General features: G+C 58.8%; 16 protein-coding genes. 9 read left to right on the top strand and 7 right to left on the bottom strand.

What is annotated here, in order from left to right; translation table 11 throughout:
- Nucleotides 1–63: 63 nt before the first annotated feature.
- The 4 genes from AT6N2_RS05030 to vapC all read left to right on the top strand — a co-directional run bounded on the left by AT6N2_RS05030 (nucleotide 64) and on the right by vapC (nucleotide 2376).
- Nucleotides 64–951, top strand: coding sequence for a YicC/YloC family endoribonuclease (locus tag AT6N2_RS05030; RefSeq protein ID WP_063951075.1), 888 nt, complete (start codon nucleotides 64–66; stop codon nucleotides 949–951).
- A gap of 4 nt (nucleotides 952–955) precedes the next feature.
- Nucleotides 956–1618 (top strand): guanylate kinase, encoded by a 663-nt coding sequence (gmk, locus tag AT6N2_RS05025; RefSeq protein WP_063951076.1) that lies wholly within the window; start codon nucleotides 956–958, stop codon nucleotides 1616–1618.
- 126 nt (nucleotides 1619–1744) lie between these two features.
- Nucleotides 1745–1978: a type II toxin-antitoxin system VapB family antitoxin gene (gene vapB / locus AT6N2_RS05020; protein ID WP_209088950.1), complete on the top strand. Its 234-nt coding sequence runs from the start codon at nucleotides 1745–1747 to the stop codon at nucleotides 1976–1978.
- The gene (gene vapC / locus AT6N2_RS05015) at nucleotides 1978–2376 is read left to right on the top strand and encodes a type II toxin-antitoxin system tRNA(fMet)-specific endonuclease VapC (protein ID WP_209088947.1); all 399 of its coding nucleotides are present in this window, start codon (nucleotides 1978–1980) and stop codon (nucleotides 2374–2376) included. The genes vapB and vapC overlap by 1 nt, the downstream gene beginning before the upstream one ends.
- A 14-nt stretch (nucleotides 2377–2390) precedes the next feature.
- Here the strand turns inward: vapC and rsmA are convergent, their stop codons facing one another.
- The 6 genes from rsmA to AT6N2_RS04985 all read right to left on the bottom strand — a co-directional run bounded on the left by rsmA (nucleotide 2391) and on the right by AT6N2_RS04985 (nucleotide 10145).
- Nucleotides 2391–3221, bottom strand: a complete 831-nt coding sequence (gene rsmA, locus AT6N2_RS05010; RefSeq protein WP_209088944.1) for a 16S rRNA (adenine(1518)-N(6)/adenine(1519)-N(6))-dimethyltransferase RsmA — start codon at nucleotides 3219–3221, stop codon at nucleotides 2391–2393.
- Nucleotides 3221–4243 carry a 4-hydroxythreonine-4-phosphate dehydrogenase PdxA gene (gene pdxA, locus AT6N2_RS05005; RefSeq protein ID WP_209088941.1) on the bottom strand — a complete coding sequence of 341 codons (1023 nt, stop codon included), beginning with the start codon at nucleotides 4241–4243 and terminating at the stop codon, nucleotides 3221–3223. Before pdxA ends, rsmA begins: the two co-directional genes overlap by 1 nt.
- 26 nt (nucleotides 4244–4269) lie before the next feature.
- The gene (locus tag AT6N2_RS05000) at nucleotides 4270–5217 is read right to left on the bottom strand and encodes a SurA N-terminal domain-containing protein (protein ID WP_063951080.1); all 948 of its coding nucleotides are present in this window, start codon (nucleotides 5215–5217) and stop codon (nucleotides 4270–4272) included.
- 292 nt (nucleotides 5218–5509) lie between these two features.
- Entirely contained in the window at nucleotides 5510–7891 is a 2382-nt protein-coding gene (locus tag AT6N2_RS04995) for an LPS-assembly protein LptD (protein ID WP_063951081.1), read from the bottom strand.
- On the bottom strand, nucleotides 7891–8979 hold the full coding sequence (gene lptG / locus AT6N2_RS04990) for an LPS export ABC transporter permease LptG (RefSeq protein WP_063951082.1): 1089 nt from the start codon (nucleotides 8977–8979) through the stop codon (nucleotides 7891–7893). The genes AT6N2_RS04995 and lptG overlap by 1 nt, the downstream gene beginning before the upstream one ends.
- Nucleotides 8976–10145, bottom strand: a complete 1170-nt coding sequence (locus tag AT6N2_RS04985; protein ID WP_063951083.1) for an LptF/LptG family permease — start codon at nucleotides 10143–10145, stop codon at nucleotides 8976–8978. Before AT6N2_RS04985 ends, lptG begins: the two co-directional genes overlap by 4 nt.
- Nucleotides 10146–10443: 298 nt before the next feature.
- Between AT6N2_RS04985 and AT6N2_RS04980 the strand changes: the two genes are divergently transcribed.
- The 3 genes from AT6N2_RS04980 (at nucleotide 10444) to AT6N2_RS04970 (ending at nucleotide 13637) form a co-directional block, all read left to right on the top strand.
- On the top strand, nucleotides 10444–11937 hold the full coding sequence (locus tag AT6N2_RS04980; RefSeq protein ID WP_063951124.1) for a leucyl aminopeptidase: 1494 nt from the start codon (nucleotides 10444–10446) through the stop codon (nucleotides 11935–11937).
- A gap of 25 nt (nucleotides 11938–11962) precedes the next feature.
- On the top strand, nucleotides 11963–12412 hold the full coding sequence (locus tag AT6N2_RS04975; RefSeq protein WP_063951084.1) for a DNA polymerase III subunit chi: 450 nt from the start codon (nucleotides 11963–11965) through the stop codon (nucleotides 12410–12412).
- 196 nt (nucleotides 12413–12608) lie between these two features.
- A complete protein-coding gene (locus AT6N2_RS04970) occupies nucleotides 12609–13637 on the top strand; it encodes a sensor domain-containing diguanylate cyclase (protein WP_063951125.1) in 1029 nt (342 codons plus the stop codon).
- Between the two features lie 31 nt (nucleotides 13638–13668).
- Here the strand turns inward: AT6N2_RS04970 and AT6N2_RS04965 are convergent, their stop codons facing one another.
- Nucleotides 13669–14595: a Gfo/Idh/MocA family protein gene (locus AT6N2_RS04965; protein WP_209088938.1), complete on the bottom strand. Its 927-nt coding sequence runs from the start codon at nucleotides 14593–14595 to the stop codon at nucleotides 13669–13671.
- 298 nt (nucleotides 14596–14893) lie between these two features.
- Between AT6N2_RS04965 and AT6N2_RS04960 the strand changes: the two genes are divergently transcribed.
- Together AT6N2_RS04960 and AT6N2_RS04955 are read left to right on the top strand one after the other, a co-directional pair.
- Nucleotides 14894–16159 (top strand): GGDEF domain-containing protein, encoded by a 1266-nt coding sequence (locus AT6N2_RS04960; RefSeq protein WP_233282474.1) that lies wholly within the window; start codon nucleotides 14894–14896, stop codon nucleotides 16157–16159.
- A 52-nt stretch (nucleotides 16160–16211) separates the two neighbouring features.
- Nucleotides 16212–18152, top strand: a complete 1941-nt coding sequence (locus AT6N2_RS04955) for an EAL domain-containing protein (protein ID WP_209088935.1) — start codon at nucleotides 16212–16214, stop codon at nucleotides 18150–18152.
- The last annotated feature ends 13 nt before the right edge of the window (nucleotides 18153–18165 follow it).

The following is an 18165-nucleotide window of genomic DNA, read 5'->3' as shown; positions in this document are numbered from 1 at the left end:
CATCACCCGGGCCTTGTCACCAACAGGGCCCGGTTTCGTATGGCATGACGGGGGTTAGCAGATATGACATTGCAATCGATGACCGGCTTTGCACGTAGCGAGGGGACGTCTGGCCGTCACCGCTGGGCGTGGGAATTGCGCTCGGTGAATGGCAAGGGACTGGATGTGCGCCTGCGCCTGCCGACCGGTCTTGAAGCATTGGAAACAGCCTTGCGTGAAATCGCAAGCGAGCATCTTTCGCGCGGCAATATTCAGGCAGGGCTGACGCTCGCGATTGCCGAGAACCGGCTGGAGGCCGTGATCAACCGGGACGCGCTCGCCGCCGTTCTGGCGCTCAAGCAGGAGCTTGGCGGTGTCGTTGACGACAAGCCGATGAGTTTCGATACGTTGCTGACGATAAGAGGCCTGGTCGATTTCCGCGAGGCGGAAGACGATGCGGACGCGCAGGCAGCGCGCAATGTGGATGTAGTCAACGGCTTTGCCCTGGCCGTCGAAAAGCTGAAGGAGATGCGGGAGCGGGAAGGCGCTTCGCTGTTCTCAATCCTTTCCGGCCATATCGACCGCATCGAGCAGCTTGCGGACATCATCGAACACGATCCTTCCCGTCAGCCCGAGCAGATCGCAGCACGACTTGCACAGCAGATCGCGCTGATCGGCGACGGCATGCATGGCCTCGACCGTGACCGCCTCCATGCCGAGGCAGCGCTGATCGCCACGAAGGCCGACCTGCGCGAAGAGATCGACCGGCTGCGCTCCCACGTGCAGGCTTCCCGCGAGCTGCTGGAGATCGGCGGCCCCGTCGGCCGCAAGCTCGATTTTCTTGCACAGGAATTTAACCGTGAGTCGAATACAATCTGTTCCAAATCGAACGCCAGTGCGGTAACCGCAGCAGGCATAGAACTGAAAGTGGTTATCGACCAGTTCCGCGAGCAGGTCCAAAATCTGGAGTAAACCCATGGCCCCGGCGAATATTTCTCCCGTTACGATTGCCCGCAGGGGGCTGATGCTGGTGATCTCTTCGCCATCGGGCGCGGGCAAATCCACGATTGCGCGCAACCTGCTCGAAAAGGACAAAAACATCAGCCTTTCCGTCAGTGTCACGACGCGCGCGCGCCGGCAGAGTGAAATCGAAGGCATTCACTACCATTTCATCTCCAAGCGCGATTTCGAGCGCATGCGCGACAATGAGGAGTTGCTGGAGTGGGCCGAGGTTCACGGCAATTTTTACGGCACGCCGCGCGAGCCGGTGGAAGATGCAATGGCCGCCGGCCGCGACATGCTGTTCGATATCGACTGGCAGGGCGCCGAGCAGTTGCAGGACAAGATGAAGGCAGACGTCGTCTCGATCTTCATCCTGCCACCGACCATGACCGAACTTCAGTCCCGCCTGCACCGCCGCGCCGAAGACACAGAAGACGTCATCAAGACCCGGCTTCTCAATTCCCGCGCGGAAATCGAGCATTGGCGAGACTATGACTACGTCATCCTCAACGACGATCTGCAGGCGGCTTTCGAGGCCGTCGAAGCCATCGTGAAAGCCGAACGCGTCCGCCGCGACCGCCGCCACGGCATGTTCGATTTCGTACGGTCATTGCTTGAGGAAGAGCCGAAGCTCTGAGAGAAGAATGGAGGTTAGACTCTTGGGTTTATCGTCCTCGTGAAGACGATAATCATGACCGAAATCCTTGAACGATAGACAAAATGGGGCTACGTATATCCCATTGGGATATACGAGGGTCGAGGCATGGCCACGTCTACTATATTTACAAGTAATCGCAGTCAGGCCGTCAGGCTGCCGAAGAACGTCGCTTTTCCAGACGACGTTCATAAGGTGGAAATCCTGAAAGTCGGCCTGACACGTATCATCGTACCCTATGGCAAGCGTTGGGACGACCTTTTTCTGACTGGTCCGCGTGTCACCGAGGATTTTCTGCCCAGTCGTGAAGAGCCGCCGTCGGAAGAGCGAGAAGCCTTCTGATGCTCCGATATATGTTGGACACGAACATCTGTATCTATGTGATGAAGACATACCCGCCTGATCTCCGGGACAAATTCAACAGTTTGGCGGACGAGTTATGTATTTCGAGCATCACGCTTGGCGAACTTTATTATGGTGCGGAGAAGTCGGCCCGGCGGCATGATAATCTGAACGCTGTCGAGAACTTTTGTGCTCGGCTTGAGGTCCTGCCTTTTGCCGAAAAAGCTGCCTCGCATTACGGTCAGATCAGGGCAGAGCTTGCCAGAGCGGGCACCCCCTGTGGCGCTCACGATATGCAGATTGGCGGTCATGCCCGTAGCGAAGGCTTGATTGTTGTGACCAACAACATGCGCGAGTTCGTGCGCATGCCCGGTTTACGGGTTGAAAACTGGGTCTAGTTCGAAGACCTGAATTACAGCGCGTTCGCCAGCGTCACGAATTCCTCCACCGACAGCGTTTCCGCCCGGCGTGTGGGATCAATGCCGGCCTTCTCCAGCAGCGCCTCGCCACCGAGGCTCTTGACGCTCTGGCGCAGCATCTTGCGGCGCTGGCCGAAGGCTGCCTCTGTCACTCTTTCAAGCTTGGCGACGTCGCAGGGCAGGGGCTTTTCTTTCGGTAACAGATGCACAACGGTCGACGTGACCTTGGGTGGGGGACTGAAGGCCTGTGGCGGGACGTCGAAGGCCATTTCGGCGACGGTGCGCCAGCCGGCGAGGACGCCAAGGCGGCCATAGTGATTGTCGCCTTCTTCAGCGACGATGCGCTGGCCGACTTCCTTCTGGAACATCAACGTCATGGATAGCCAGAAGGGTGGCCAATGCTTCGGCAGCAACCAGTTGACCAGCAACTGCGTGCCGACATTATAGGGCAGGTTTGCGATGATGCGCACTGGCTCGCCCGTGGGGACAAGGCTCTCGAAATCTGTCTTCAGTGCATCACCCTCGATGACCTCGAGACGCCCGGGATAATGGGCTTCGATTTCGGCGAGGGCAGGCAGACAGCGGCTATCGCGCTCGATGGCAATCACCTTCTTTGCACCGAGTGAGAGAATGGCGCGCGTCAGACCGCCAGGGCCGGGACCGACCTCGATGACTGTCACACCGTCGAGTGGACCGGCTGTGCGGGCGATCTTCTGGGTGAGGTTGAGATCGAACAGGAAGTTCTGACCGAGTGACTTCTTCGCGTCGAGGCCATGGCGCTGAATGACATCGCGCAGCGGCGGCAGTCCGTCGATGGCCGCCATTATGCGCCGACCCGGCTGCGCGAAGCAATTTCACCGGCCATCTTCAGTGCCGCGACAAGGCTCGCCTCGCTCGCAATCCCCTGTCCGGCAATGCCGAAGGCAGTACCATGGTCCGGCGAGGTGCGAATGAACGGCAGGCCGAGCGTGACATTGACCGAATCGTCAAAGCCGAGCGCCTTGGCGGGGATGAGCGCCTGATCGTGATACATGCAGACCGCCACGTCATAACGCTTGCGGGCGGCGTCGTGGAACATGGTGTCGGCGGGCAGGGGGCCGAAGGCGTCGATGCCGTCCTTTCGCAGCCTGATGGTCGCGGGGTGGACGATATCGCGGTCCTCGGTGCCGAGGGCGCCATCTTCGCCCGCATGTGGATTAAGACCGGCGACGGCCAGACGTGGCGCGGCGATCCCGAATTTTTCCCGAAGGTCGGTGTCGATAATGCGGCAGGTGGTTACGATCAGTTCCTCCGTCAGCGCTGTCGCCACATCCTTGAGTGGGATATGGATTGTGACAGGCACGACGCGAACCTTGGGCCCCGCGATCATCATGACCGGCATCACCGCTTTCCCCGTCTGGCGCAGGGCCAGATCGGCCAGAAACTCCGTATGGCCGGGAAATCCGAAGCCTGCCTCGTAAAGCACGGATTTTGCAATCGGATTGGTGACGACGGCGGCTGTCCTGCCTTCAATCGTCAGCGAGACGGCGGTTTCGATGGCCTTGATCGTCGCATGGGCTGCACCGACATGCGGCTGCCCTGCCTGTACCTCGAAGCCCACCGGAAGGGGAAGAACGGGGAAGGCGCGCTCAAACACCTCGATGGCATTGTCCGCCTCACAGGTCTCGATATTGATCTCGACGCCGATGAGCGCCGCGCGGCTTGCCACCACATCGGGATCACCGATGAAGACGAAGGGGGGCACGCCGTTCTGCTGCCGTCTTGCCCAGGCGGTAATGGCGATATCGGGACCGATACCGGCTGGATCGCCCTGTGTCAGGGCAAGCGGCAGGGATGCATGTGTCACGGAAAGACCCGGCTTTCGTATCAATATCAGGTATTGACGATCTGCGCCTTCTTGCGCAGCTCATCCATATATTTCTTTTCGTTCGGGTTTTCGCCGTCCTTGGCCTTCATCAGGTCTTCGGCCTTGAAGACCATTTCAGCCGCATAATCGTCGGAGACCTGACGCTGCTTGCAGATGGCGAGGTATTCGACGCCTTTTTCGGTCACGCGCGTGCCGGTGGTGCCGCCTTCCTTGGCCTTCTCGACCAGGGCCTTCCATTCTTCCGGAAGTTCCGGAGCAAGGATGCGGCCCAGGTCCTTGATGGCGACATCGCGCATCGTTGCGGCAAAGCTTATCGCCTGGTCACAACCGGGATAGCGCTTACGCGATGCTTCAGCTTCGGCCTTACGTTTGCCGGTAATGGCGTTGCGTTTGGCTTCCGGGATGACAAAGATAACCTGCTGCAGGAAGTATTCCGTCGTGACGGGCTTTTCGCCGCGCTCCTTCAGGCGGGTCACGAGATCCTGGTTCGACATCTTGCCGCGTGCTCCATATCGGGCATTCACGAGGCGCGGCCAGCTCATCTGAACGGCGATGAAAGACTTGAAGTGGTCGGCGCCCACACCGGCCTTCGCCAGGATCTGGGTCAGCTGGTCCGGCTTCATCTTGTTGTTGGCGGCAAATCGCGCGAAGGCGGCATCGACATCCTGCGTGCTGACAGACATTTTGACGCGGGCGATTTCTTCGCGCTTCAGCGCTTCGTCAACGAGTTGATCGCGCGCTTTTTCGTTGAGATTGCCGGACTGGCGCTGCAACTTCAGGAAGGCGACGCGCCTTGCAATGTCATCATTGGTGATGGGGGTCTTGTTGACGACGATCTTGACGGTGCTGTCGGCGAAGGCCTGGCCGGCAGAGGGCACAATGGCCATGGGAACGGCGAAAATCGCAAAGGCAAACGCAGCGCCACGCAAAGCCGACTTTCCGAAATTCATCATCTGTTTCTCCCTTGTGTCGGAGAGGGTCCTTGCCCTCTTCCGCCAGTCTGTTCCGTCCGAAGCGGGAGCCGCAGCATCCCGGCATTTCAGAGTTGCACCTGTGCACCCGCACCGCGAATTCGCGACGTATATATCACCGCGATCCGCACCACGGCAATGTCTTGGTTCGTTGAAAGAAAAACCTTGAAGGTTTCAAGTTTGGCGGACAATGGCCTGTTGTTGCGGCGAAACCGTGACTTTACTGGTAAAATGAAAACGACGGGTCACGATACTGCCTGACCCGCCGTCAATTTCAGTAATTGTTCGGCTTCCAGCCAATATCCATCTCATTCCAGTCCTCGTTCGCCGAGCCGACACTGATGTCGCCCAGCGTGCGGAAGGCCAGACGGGCATTGATCGACCAGTCATTGGCGGCCTGTCGGCTGGAATTGATGTTGCCTTCGTCTGAATAGCTGACGGTCAGGATCGTGCACTCATCCTGATAGGCAATGCCGATCCGGCGCTCAGCGGCAAATTTGCCGTTGATGTCATAGTTGATGGCGCCGAACAGAGACCAGTTGTCGTCCATCCGCAGGGAGCCGGATGCCTGAATGATATCGCGGTCTTCGTTATAGCCGTATTTTGGCTGTGCCTTGACCTGCGTATAGCTCAGCCTGCCGTTGATACGGCGATCCGAATAGCTGATGCCCGTTTCCGACCGGTTGATTTCGAAGTTGTCCTTGTCGAGCCGCAGGCTTGAGGACAGCGACAGCCCGATCGGTGCGTCGAAAGCGGCCATGGCGACGTAATCCGAACGATCGGATTCGAGGCCGGAGTCGGCGCCGACGTTCAACAGATCGTAGGAAGCGAAGGAATTTTCGCCCGCCAGATGGAAGGATTGGCCGGCAATGGCGCGAACACCGTAACCATTGTTGAATGTGCCGTTGTAACGGAAGCCGAGATTGGCGCGCGTGCCGCCTTCGATCCGGTCGAAGCCGGAGAACTTGTCGCGTTCAAACAGGTTGGTAGCGTCAAACACGAAGGCCTGCGAATCTTCGTTCGGAAGACGGCCGGCATATTGTTCGTTCGGGCGCACGAAAATCTGCGCGATCGGCTCGATCACGTGGCTGCTGTTGAGCGCCGTGAACAGCCAGGGATAACGCACTTCGAGACCGCCGGTGACCATGCCGCGCAACGCCGCATCATCATGGATCGTGCCTTCATAGGCGTAGGAGGTGCCACCAGAGGTAAAGCTTGCCGCCGTCATGTCAGTCCACAGCGCATCGCCGCGCGCCGCGAAGATCGGCGTGATCTGCAGGCCGCTATCCATGGTGATGGTGCGCTTCCACTCTGCTTCAGTGGTCCAGCGCGTGTAGGAACCTTCCAGGCCGTTGAAGCGCGGGTAGCCGCCCATCGCGTAGGAATCCTGCGTCGACCGGCTGATGCTCGTGAAGTTGGTCGTCAGCGACAGTTCGCCGCCATAGACCGGATCCGGCAGGAAGTAACGATAATCGACGGCCGGGTGAACGATCGCCTGCTTGCGCTCCTTCAACTCGGAATTATCGGTGTCCTGAACGTTGAAATAGTAACCGCGTGCGTCGAAACTGTTACGCTCGCTGGTTCCACTCAGATAAATCTGGTTGGTCTGGACGTCGTTCTTGTAGCCCTTCAGGCTGTATGTCCGCGAGAAGTTGTTATCGGACTGGACCATCGCGTCCCAGCCGAAGGCCCAGCGCGGATTGATGCTGAAGTCGGCCTTGCTCGCAACCATGCCACGCTGATCGTTCAGCGCGTCGCTGGTGCCGGCGATGAAGGTTTCCGAAGACTGCTGGCTGATGCCGGCAATCGTCAGCGTGTGCATGCCGGTCTCGAAGCGCTGGCGCAGCTCGGCCTGCAGCAGCAGTCCCTGCTTGGTATAGTAGGTCGGCGTGATCGTCACGTCGGAGGTGTCGGAGAGAACCTGGAAATAGGGCACGCCGAAACCGAAGCCGAGCTTGTTCGTCATGCTCATCTGCGGAAACAGGAAACCGGACTTCCGCTTCACCGTGTTGTCCGGAACGGTCAGGAACGGCACATAGGCAATCGAATGGCCGAAGAGCTGCAGGCGGGCCTTTTCCAGCCGCACCGTGTGGGTCTTGCCATCCTGAATGACGCGCTCGGCCTTCACCTGCCACAGCGGCGCCTTTTCGGGGCGCTGCGCGCAGGGCAGACAGGCGGTGTAGACGCCATTGTTCAGTACCATGACATCGCCTTCGAGACGCTCGGCGCTCTCACCGGCAATGCGGGTGTTGTCCGTGGTCTCGACGCGCAACGCATTGACGAAGCCCTGACCGAAGTCGTCGGTCACGTCCATCTCGTCGGCATAGATCTTGTTGCCGCCCGGCTCGACCAGCTCGATGTTGCCATGGGCAATCACGCGGCCTGTCTGCTGGTTATACTCGACCTGCTGGGCAACCATACGGTAGCCCGAATATTTCATCTGCACGACGCCCTTCGCGATGACGCGCTGGGAATCACGATTATAGGTCAGTTCATTTGCTGTGAGCAGGAGTTTCGAATCGTCTTGGCTTGCCGACGCGAGCAATCCATCCTGGCCGAAAGCGACCGGGCTGGATGCCAAATACGCGCACACAGCGGCACCTGTCAGAAGGGCCGTCCAAAGCCGCCTGATATTCCCGCGGTCAATTACCGCCACTAGCCGTCCTCCTGATGAAGCAGAATAGTTGCCCCCAATGCCAACGCCACGACGACTGGAACCCAGACCGCGACGGTGGGAGGGACAACGCCACCACTCCCGAATGCCCTTACGAGCACGGTTACTACATAAAGCACGAAGCCGGAAACGATTCCACCCAGAATCACGGAGCGCGACTGGGCGAAGCGGCTGAACTTTAATGAAACGGTCGCGGCGATCAAGGTCATCGCAACCAGAAGCAGGGGCGTCGATAGCAGGAAATGATACTGCGTCTCAAGCGCCTTTGAAGATAGTCCAAAGGACTTTGCGACTTCGATCTTGTGAGAAAGATCAAAGAAAGCAACGGTTTCCGTCTGCGTCATGCGCTCCTGGACGAATTCCTGTCTCAGATTGGTACTGATCTGCATGCTGTCTTGCCGAACTGGCACATGTCCCGCGCGGGTTTCCGAAACCCCGTTAAGAAGCCAGTAACCATCTTCTAATTTAGCGGACTTCGCATCCTTCCGTGAGACGATGTTGCCGTCCTTGTCGAGGTCGATAAGAACCACGTCGAGAAGCAGCGTTCCGTTGTCCTCGAAGCTCTTGGCGCCGATGATCGTATCCTTGCCGCCGCTCGACTGACGCATCCAGGGAATGATCTGCTGTTGTCGCCCGCCGCCCTGCTCGTTGCGCAGCCCGGCTTCCATTGCCAGCGACTTGTTCTGGCCCCAGGCGGCGATCGGGTTAAGAACGAGCACCGAGAGAATGCCGATGAATATGGCGCCAAGCACGAAGGGCAGGATGAATTGCCAGGCGGAAATGCCAGCGGCGCGCGTCACCACCAGTTCGTAACGCCGGTTGAGCGAGATGAGCGTCGTCATGCCGACGAAAAGCGCAATGAAGGGTATCGTCTGCTGCAGGATCAATGGCAGCCGAAGCGCAGTCAGGCCGAGGGCGGCGGGAACGGAATAGCCGGGCAGGCCGGACATGCGACGTGCGGTCTCGCTAAAATCGGCAAGGTAGATGATTGAGGACACGCCAATCACGAACCAGATGGCGGTCACGAGATATCGTTTCAGGAAATACCTGGCGAGCGTATTGAAGATCATGCGTTGCCGCTCCCCGAATTGCGCGCCAGACGGCTGGAGAAGAGGCGGCGCAGACGACCCGTCACGTCGGTTACCACCTTCGGCATTTTCGGTTTGCGGCCGGTGATCAGCACGAAGGCAGCCGCAGCACCGCTAAGGCCGGGGACGGCGTAAACCAATGGAATAAACGCCACGCTCTGCTTCACCTGATTGGTAACGTAGAACCCGAGCCAGCGCAGTACGAAGGCCGTCACCAGGGCCGCGACCATCGGATGCATGCGCGCCTCGCGGTGTGAGCGGGCATCGGCGGCAATGACGAGGGAAATCAGCGCGAAGGAAAAGGCGAACATCCAGTCCGACAGGCGTTTGTGCAATTCGCTTCGGAAGGTTTCCGGCGACCGCTTGTAGCTGGCATTATTCTCGTCTGGCGACAGCAGGAAGCCGAGGCTGGCATCGCCAGGGGACAGTGAGGGCTCCGAATCCTGCTTTTCCGACATGGTGGACAGATCGAACGCATAGGACAGGAACTTGACGATCGATACCTTGCCGTCGGGCGTCTTTTGCTGCACTTCGCCGTCGCGCATTGTCAGCGACGTGCCGCTTTCATCGATCATGCCTTCCTTGGCATAATAGATGAGATCGAAATTCGGATCACGGCGGTCAGCGACGAACAGGCCCTTGAGAATACGACCCTGGCGCTGCGCAATCTGCACGTAGAGACCGTCCTGAATGGTGCGGAAGGTCTTCTCCTCGATCACCGAGGAAAGGAGGTCGGCATAAGCGGCTGCGACCATCTGGCGGGCCGAATTGCGGGCAGGCGGCTCGATGAAATTGGTGATGGTGAAGGACAGCGCGCTCAGTACGGCGGCGAGAATGAGAACGGGGCGATACATCACCGAGCGCGGCGCACCGGCCGCATCGATGATCGCCAGCTCGGAATCATTATTCATCGTCGTGAAGATCTGGGTAATGCCGATGACCAGCGCAAAAGGAAGCACCACGGGAATGAGCGTGGGCAGGATCATCGTCGCGAGCGCCATGAAGGAGCCCATCGACTGACCCGTATCGGTCACGAGATTGATTCTCTGGAGAACCTGGATGGTCCAGATGATGGCCAGCACCGGCAACAGCGCGACCAGAAACATCTGCGTTGTCCGCCGCAGGATATAGTTCTCGAGAAGCTTCATTCGGCCCTGTTCGACATTGTTTTTTCGCGCGATCGCTCGCCGAGTTTCCGCTTATCTAATCGCATCGTTTGCAATTGGCTATTCCGTCAGGCTCACAAATATGTCTTGCGCGATTATTTTTCCCTCGCCTGTGTCTTTTTGTGGAACAAGCTGTCGGTTTCATGACGTGAATTCCCATTCCACAAAAATGCCTTTCCTTTAACGACTGTGGGGCTTTAAAGAATGCAAGGGTTGCGCCCCCGGCCGAAAAGGCCATGATCGGCGCACCATGAAAATTGACCAGGAAGAGCAGAAAACCATGTCCGCCAAATTCGATATTTCTTTCGCCAACGCCGCCTCACTGGAAAATGCATTGGCCATCGCGTTGCAGGCCTCGGGTGAGGGGCAGGCCGTTGCCGGTGCTTCGGAGGCTGACCCGGGCAGCGTGATCGAAAGGGCAGCGAAGATTGCCGGTTTTTCCGCAAAGGCCATGACGACGCTCGATATTATCGCGCCGCAGGGCTCGAGCGCCGACCGTTTGCTTGTCATCGGTCTTGGCAAACCGGCAAAGCTTGCTGCGCACGACTGGCTGCGCGCTGGCGGGACTGCGGCTGCCCATTTCAAGAAGGCGGAGAAGGTCGTCATCTATCTGGATGCGCCGGGCGTCGAGGTTGGCGGACAGGCGGCTGGCGATTTTGCGCTTGGCCTGATGCTGCGCGCCTATAGCTTCGATGCCTACAAGACCAAGAAGAAGTCGGACGACGAGAAGGCGCCGAAAAAGGTCGACGTCATCATCGTCACCGCCGCTCATAAGGAGGCCGAGAAGGCCTTCGCCGCGTCGGAAGCTGTCGCCGGAGGCGTTATTCTCGCGCGCGATCTCGTCAATCTGCCGCCGAACGTTCTCGGACCTGTCGAATTTGCGGAGAAGGCTGAAGAGCTGCGCAAGCTTGGAGTCGAGGTTGAAGTCCTCGGGGAAAAGGAACTGAAAAAGCTTGGCATGAACGCGCTTCTTGGCGTGGCGCAGGGGTCTGCCCGTCCGCCGCGGCTGGCAGTGATGCAGTGGAACGGCGGCTCAAAGAAGGATGAGCCCATCGCCTTCGTTGGCAAGGGCGTCGTTTTCGACACCGGTGGGATTTCGCTGAAGCCCGGCCTCAATATGGAAGATATGAAGGGCGACATGGGAGGTGCTGCGGCCGTCACCGGACTGATGCACACGCTGGCTGCCCGCAAGGCCAAGGCAAACGTGATCGGCGTTATCGGCCTGGTCGAGAACATGCCCGACGGCAACGCCCAGCGCCCCGGCGATATCGTCGCCTCCATGTCCGGCCAGACCATCGAGATCATCAATACGGATGCGGAGGGTCGGCTGGTTCTGGCAGACGCGCTCTGGTACACCAAGGAGCGTTTCAACCCGAAATTCATGATCAATCTCGCGACGCTCACGGGCGCCATCACCGTGGCGCTCGGCAACCTGCAGGCCGGCCTGTTCTCCAATGATGACGAATTGGCCAGCCGGCTTGCGCAGGCAGGCGAGGTAACGGCGGAAAAACTGTGGCGCATGCCGCTCCACAAGGATTACGACAAGATCATCGATTCCAAATTCGCCGACATGAAGAACAGCTCGGGCCGCCTGGCGGGCTCCGTCACGGCCGCGCAGTTCCTCAAGCGCTTCGTGGGCGACACGCCATGGGCGCATCTCGACATCGCCGGCACGGCCATGGGCTCACCGCTGACCGAAATCAACCAGTCATGGGGCTCGGGTTACGGTGTGCGTCTTTTGAACGAACTCGTTCGCGCCCATTACGAAGATTGAAACGAGCGGAGCGGCACGCCGGCGCATGACGGAAATCCTGTTCTATCACCTGACGGAATCGAAGCTGGAGGACGCGCTGCCGCCTTTGCTTGAGAAATCGCTGGAGCGCGGCTGGAAGGTCGCGGTCCAGACGGTGGATGAGGACCGGCGGGATTTTCTAGACACGCATCTGTGGACCTTTCGGGACGACAGCTTCCTGCCGCACGCCACCGATACGGCCCCCGGACCGGAGAGCCAGCCGATTCTCCTGATGGCATCAGACGAAAACGCCAATGCAGCGGGCGTCCGCTTTCTCGTCGATGGTGCGGAGCCGCCTGCGGTGGAGGCCTATGAGCGCGTCGTCTTCATGTTTGACGGCTACGACGCCTACCAGCTGGAAATGGCGCGAAATCACTGGAAGAGGCTGAAAGCGGAGGGACACGCATTGACCTACTGGCAGCAGTCGCCGGAAGGTCGCTGGCAGAAAAAAGCGTGATGGAATGGCAGGTTGCGGAATTGTAGTTATTGGTTTTATACGCAAATAGACCGGCAACAATTCGCACGTGGCGCCGACCGGCGGTTTTTGCATTATGCCCCGCTGGGAAACCCGCAAGCAGACGGTCATTTCGGATGCGGATCTGTTGATTCTGCTCAAGGCAGGTTCGGCGGATAAACAGCAGAGGACACGAAGTATGGGACAGGCAATTTCACGGCCAGACGGCGAAATGGAGCGTCTGGTTGCTGTGCGGTCGATCATGCCTTTCAAGAATGCCGAAATGCCGGAATTGAAGGTGCTGTCGCAACTGGGGCAGGGGATCTTCGGGGTGTCCCGGGCGGCGATCCATATTGTTGACGAGGACTGGCTTCATATTGCCGAACAGGCGGGAATGGAGCTGTCGGAATGCCCGCGCGACCTGTCGATCTGCACCCGCGTCGTCAGCAGGAAAGATGTGGTGGTTATCGCTGACCTGACGAAGCATCCGGATTTTCGTTTCATGCCCTATGTGAAGGGCGGCCCTGAACTGCGTTCCTATGCCGGTGCGCCGATCGAGCTGGAGCCGGGTCTTGTGGTCGGCTCCTTTTGCCTGGTCGATACCGAGACGCGGGAATTTTCGCAGGCGGAAATCGATAGTCTGAGAGGCTTTGCCCTGCTGGCCGCTGCGCTTCTGCGGCTCCAGAAAGCCAATTTCACGATGAGCCTCGCTGAACGGGAGCTGCGTGACGCGGCGATGACCGATCCGCTGACGGGATTTTATAATCGCAAGGCTCTGGATGCGGTTGTCGACAGCCAGCTGGGCCTCGCCCTGCTTGCAAACCAGGCCTTCGGCGTCCTCTATCTTGATCTCGATGGGTTCAAGACCATCAACGACACGCTGGGCCATCCGGCGGGCGATCGTGTGCTGACGGAGGCCGCGGCGCGCATCCGTGACGTGATCCGCGACGAAGATATCGTGGTGCGAATGGGCGGTGATGAATTCGCGATTTTCATACCCCCACCGAGCAGCGCCGCGATGTTGAATGGAGTGGCGGAGCGGCTGCTGGCCGCTTTCCGCAATCCTTTCGATATTGACGGGCAAGAGGTCAGCGCGCGTCTCAGCATCGGCGGTGCACTGGCCCCGCAGGCAGGCACGGACCGCGCCACGCTTCTGCGCAGTGTCGACGAAGCGCTGTATCAGGCCAAAAAATCCGGGCGCGACCGCTTCGTCAGCCGCGCCCTGTGATGCCTGGCATTTCGAGAGACGTTTTCTTTTCTCAGTCGTAGAAAGAATCTACGAATTTGTGACGGCCGAGCAGGAAAGCGTCGGCCACATGGGTCAGCGGCGCAAGATCGACGTCGGAGCGGCCAGCCTTGATGATTTCCGAGAAGCGCTCGTAAAGGGCGGGATATTCCCTCTCCGGCTGCGACAGCTTTTCTTCCCCGTCGATCGAGAGCTTCGCGCCGCCTTCAGACAACACCATCTGCCCGGCTGCGGTCTCCGCGACGATATCCCAGCTCTGCTTGCCGGTCTGGCGCCAGTCGAACTCGGCATGGACGGGTGTTTTCAGGACGTCGGAGAAGTGCAGGTCAGCTGCGATCGGGGCGTCGCGGTTCTCCGGGAATTCCAGCGTTGCCTTGGTGAGGAACAGCGCATGCGGCAGGATGTGCGTGATGATGGAAAGCGCATTGATGCCGGGGTCGAACACGCCGAGACCGCCTGCTTGCCAGATCCATTCCTGGTTCGGGTGCCAGTGGCGAACATCTTCTTTCCAGATGACGTGAACGCTATTGATCTTCGTAGACCCCAGAAACGCTTTTGCGGCCTCGACCGCCGGCGCATAGCGCGAGTGCCAGCTGGCAAATAGCGACAGGCCTTTGGTATCGGCAAGCCGAACGAGGTCCTGTACTTCCGATAAAGTGGCGCCCGGCGGCTTTTCGAGGAAGACGTGCTTGCCGGCATTCAGAGCGGCATGAGCGGCCTCATAGCGATATTGCGGCGGCATGCACAGGGACACGGCTTCGATATCAGGCACAGCCTCGAGCATCGCTTCGATCGTGCCGAAGGAAGCAACCCCCTCGACTGTGCCGTGGCGGCTTGCGGTGCAAATCAATTCGAAATCGGGATTGCCGGAAATGGCCGGAAGGTGCTGGTCGCGAACGATTTTGCCGACGCCGACGATGGCAAGCTTTGTGGCTGACATGGAATGAACCTGTTGCAATGCTGTCTGGGATAAAGTGTGACTTTTTACCGATTTCTAGCAGAAACGATTAAAGGAGCAAGGCGGTCGTCTCACCAGCGCAATCTTTTTCAGTCCGTAACCTGATAACAAATCTGGTGTGTTGGATTACTGTACGAATTCGGTATTGGAAAAATAAAGTAGAAAATAAAAATATTGAAGTTATAAGTTGAATTCTTAAGTCGGATTCCAAGCTAGAACCCAGTAAATATTAGAAGTTGCGACGTTATTTTAGAATATAATAGAATATCGTGGAGGGCAGGTGATTTCCGGTTTGTTTAGAGATGACCGTTCGCCGGGCTTTGCTCAGAAAGTCAACGAAAGCAGCCATCAGTTCAATACATGGGGGCTGATTTTCGGTGCCGTTCTCTATGATCTGTACATTTTCGTCGACATGACACTCGTGCCCGAGATCATCTGGCTTGATTTGATCGTCCGTCTGGTGGTCATCACGCCGGTGTTGTTCCTTTATTTCCCCATTCGGCATTATGCGCTTCAGGCGCGACCGGATGCGGTGGTGCATGAGGTTCTTCATGCCATCGGCTGCATGGTCGTTGTCGGATCCATCATGTTCATCTACGCCAACGCCCGGACCTCGTCGGCGAGCGAATATTACATGGGCATCGTCACCGTCGTCCTCTACATGAACACGATACACCGGCAGCCCTTTCCAGTGGCTTTGCTTGGCACCGTTGGCTGCATGACGGTTTTCATCATTGGCATGGACTATGTCACGGTCACGAGTGAAGTGGCCAAGGTTCCGGCAATCATGTGCTCCATCGGTATCAGCGCCGTCTCGCTGTTTGCGGCCTATCGCATCGAGAAGGTGGAGCGAAGGGATTATCTGGCGTCCCTGCGTGAAAAGACATTGCTGCAGCAGATTCAAACCGCAAACCACGAACTTCAGCGGATCTCCAATACCGACCAGCTGACCGGCATCCGCAACCGGCGCAGCTTCGACGAGGCCGTGCGTGAAATCTCGGGCAGCGACAGGCCGCGCGCACTCATCCTTCTCGATGTCGATTATTTCAAGAATTACAACGATTCGGAGGGGCACGTGGCAGGAGACGACTGTTTGCGCAGGGTCGCCGGAAGGCTGCGCGGCACGCTGCGCAAAGACGACGGCGACAGACGTTTCATCGCCCGCTACGGCGGTGAGGAATTCGTGGTTCTTCTCGACGATTGCGTCGTCGCAGCTGCAATCAGGATCGCCGAAAGACTGAGACTGGCCGTCATTGATGAGGCCATTCCCCATCCGAACCGCCCCGACGGCCGCAATGTCGTCACCGTCAGCCTCGGTGTTGCGGTCTCCGAAAGCAGCACGGAACTCATCGACGAGACGCTCAGGCGGGCAGATATGGCGCTCTACGAGGCAAAACGTCGAGGCCGGGACCGCCTGGTTCTCGACCCCGGGCGGAAAGCCGCGATGGCCGGGCCGCCGGAACTGGGCTGCATGAAGCCCCGTGACACGTCATCGAATGGCAGAGATGTGGGGACGGAATTTGACGTTGGGCGGAGCGGCATTTGACAAGGTCTCGCGATGGAACGCGGTGGCGGGGACAATCAAGGAGGAAGTGCAGATGATGGAAACGATTGTTGCTCAGGCCGCGGCGTCCGTTGCGGAATTGCCGTTTCTCCTGCTTCAGGCGGCAGCCGTCGTTGGCATGATTTCGATGCTGATCCTGCTGCGACGAAACATCGCTCTCGAAGACCCGCGTTATAAAATTTATTACGGCATTGTTTTTGGCGTTGCCGGTTTTCTGCTGACCCTCCTGGTCTCCGAATTCATCAAGTTGCCCTCAAAACCGTACATCCGCTCGGACCTGCTGTTCCTCGCCGGCGTTTTGGGCTCCTGGCAGGGCGGGTTGATCACACTGGTACTGGTTGCGGCCGGCCGTCTCATCATCGGCGGCCCGGTTCTGTTTTTCTCCGCCCTGCAGGATATGGCTGTCGTTTCGACTTGCGGAATTCTGATGTACGGCTGGATGCGCCGCCGCCGCCTGACGGATCTGAAAGCAGGCGATGTCGTCACGGTTTTTGCGGCGCGATTCGTCTGCGTCCTGTTTGCGATCTACCTTTCTTATCTCCTCGGGCTTGTGGATCAGGCGCTGTTCTTCAGTGCGGTCGGCCGTCGCACGCTTGGGGCCGTGGCGGTCGGCCTGCCGATGATTGCATGCCTCTTCATCCTGCTGCGGAGCGAGGCGGGGGCGCGGGAAGAGCAGAAAAAGCGGGAGGCGGCGGCGCGAACCGATCCTCTGACAGGCCTGCCCAACCGGCGCGCCCTGAAAGACCATATTGAAACCATCATGCTGCAGGCGCCGGCGGTTCCGCATGCTCTCATCCTGATCGAAATCGTCAACATCGCCGATGTCGCCGCCTACGAAGGGGAGGATTGGGGCGATCACTTCTGGCCGCGGCTGGCGCAGGAAATCTGCGGCGGCAACGATGGTCTGCTTTCCAGTGCCGATATGCCCGCCTGTTTCATGTTCGGGGATACGACGCTCGCGATCGTCATGCAGGGCGTTTCGCTGGAGAAATCGGAAAACGCGCGGCTGATAATGCGCCTGCACGACGGGCTGAGTGCGTATTCCCGTGCAGCGGCGGCGGGTCCGGTTCCGCATCTCAAGATCGGGGGGGCCAATCTCGATGTGCTTTCCCAGCGCAACGTCGCCTCCTTCCTCCGCCACTTGAGCCTTGCTCTGGCAGGCAGCGATCATCCCATTCAGATATTTCCTTTTTCGCTGGCTGAAAAAGCGACGCGGGACGAGGATGTGCGGCGGATGTTGGTCGACTGGATCGAAACCGGAAGGCCACCGATTCTCTACCAGCCGAAATTTGAAATGTGTAATCGCCGCATGATTGGCGCGGAAGCGCTGTTACGCGCCACCGACGGTCGAGGGCAGGCGCTTTCGCCCTATTACGTTCTGGAGATCGCGCAGCGGCACAGGCTGCTTGCGGATTTTGAGTGGGCGACGGTCGAAGCCGTGGTTCGAGACCTCTGCAATCTGCGCGGGCTCGACGAGGATTTTCACCTGTCGGTGAACATTTCCGCTTCATCCTTTGCCTCGGATCGTTTCGCGGATCGTGTCGTGACGCTGTTGAACCGCATGGCGGTGCCGACGCACCGCCTGTCGATCGAAGTGACGGAGATGAGCAAGATACCGACCAACGACGTCGTGCAGCGCAATTTCGACGCGCTGGTGTCCGCGGGGGTACGGCTGGCACTGGATGATTTCGGCACGGGTTATGCGGCGCTCACGCTCCTTGCACGGTTTCCCTTCGAAGAGGTCAAGATCGACCACTGGATGACCTCGCGCATGGACCAGGCGCGGTTCAGGGAGGCGATTGCGCTCGCCTTCGAAAGTGCCGAACGCTATGGCGCGAAGCTGGTGACCGAAGGCATCGAAACGGAGGAGCAGAGCAAGCTCTTGATGCAGATGGGCATTCGCTTCGGTCAGGGCTATCTTTATTCTCACGCCGTTCCGTTTGACCGGTTGAAGCCGCTCAGCCAAGTCGCCTAGCACCGTGCTCCGA

This window comes from Agrobacterium tumefaciens (genome assembly GCF_017726655.1).
Taxonomy (GTDB): domain Bacteria; phylum Pseudomonadota; class Alphaproteobacteria; order Rhizobiales; family Rhizobiaceae; genus Agrobacterium; species Agrobacterium tumefaciens_B.
This window is presented reverse-complemented; position numbering and strand designations above follow the sequence as displayed.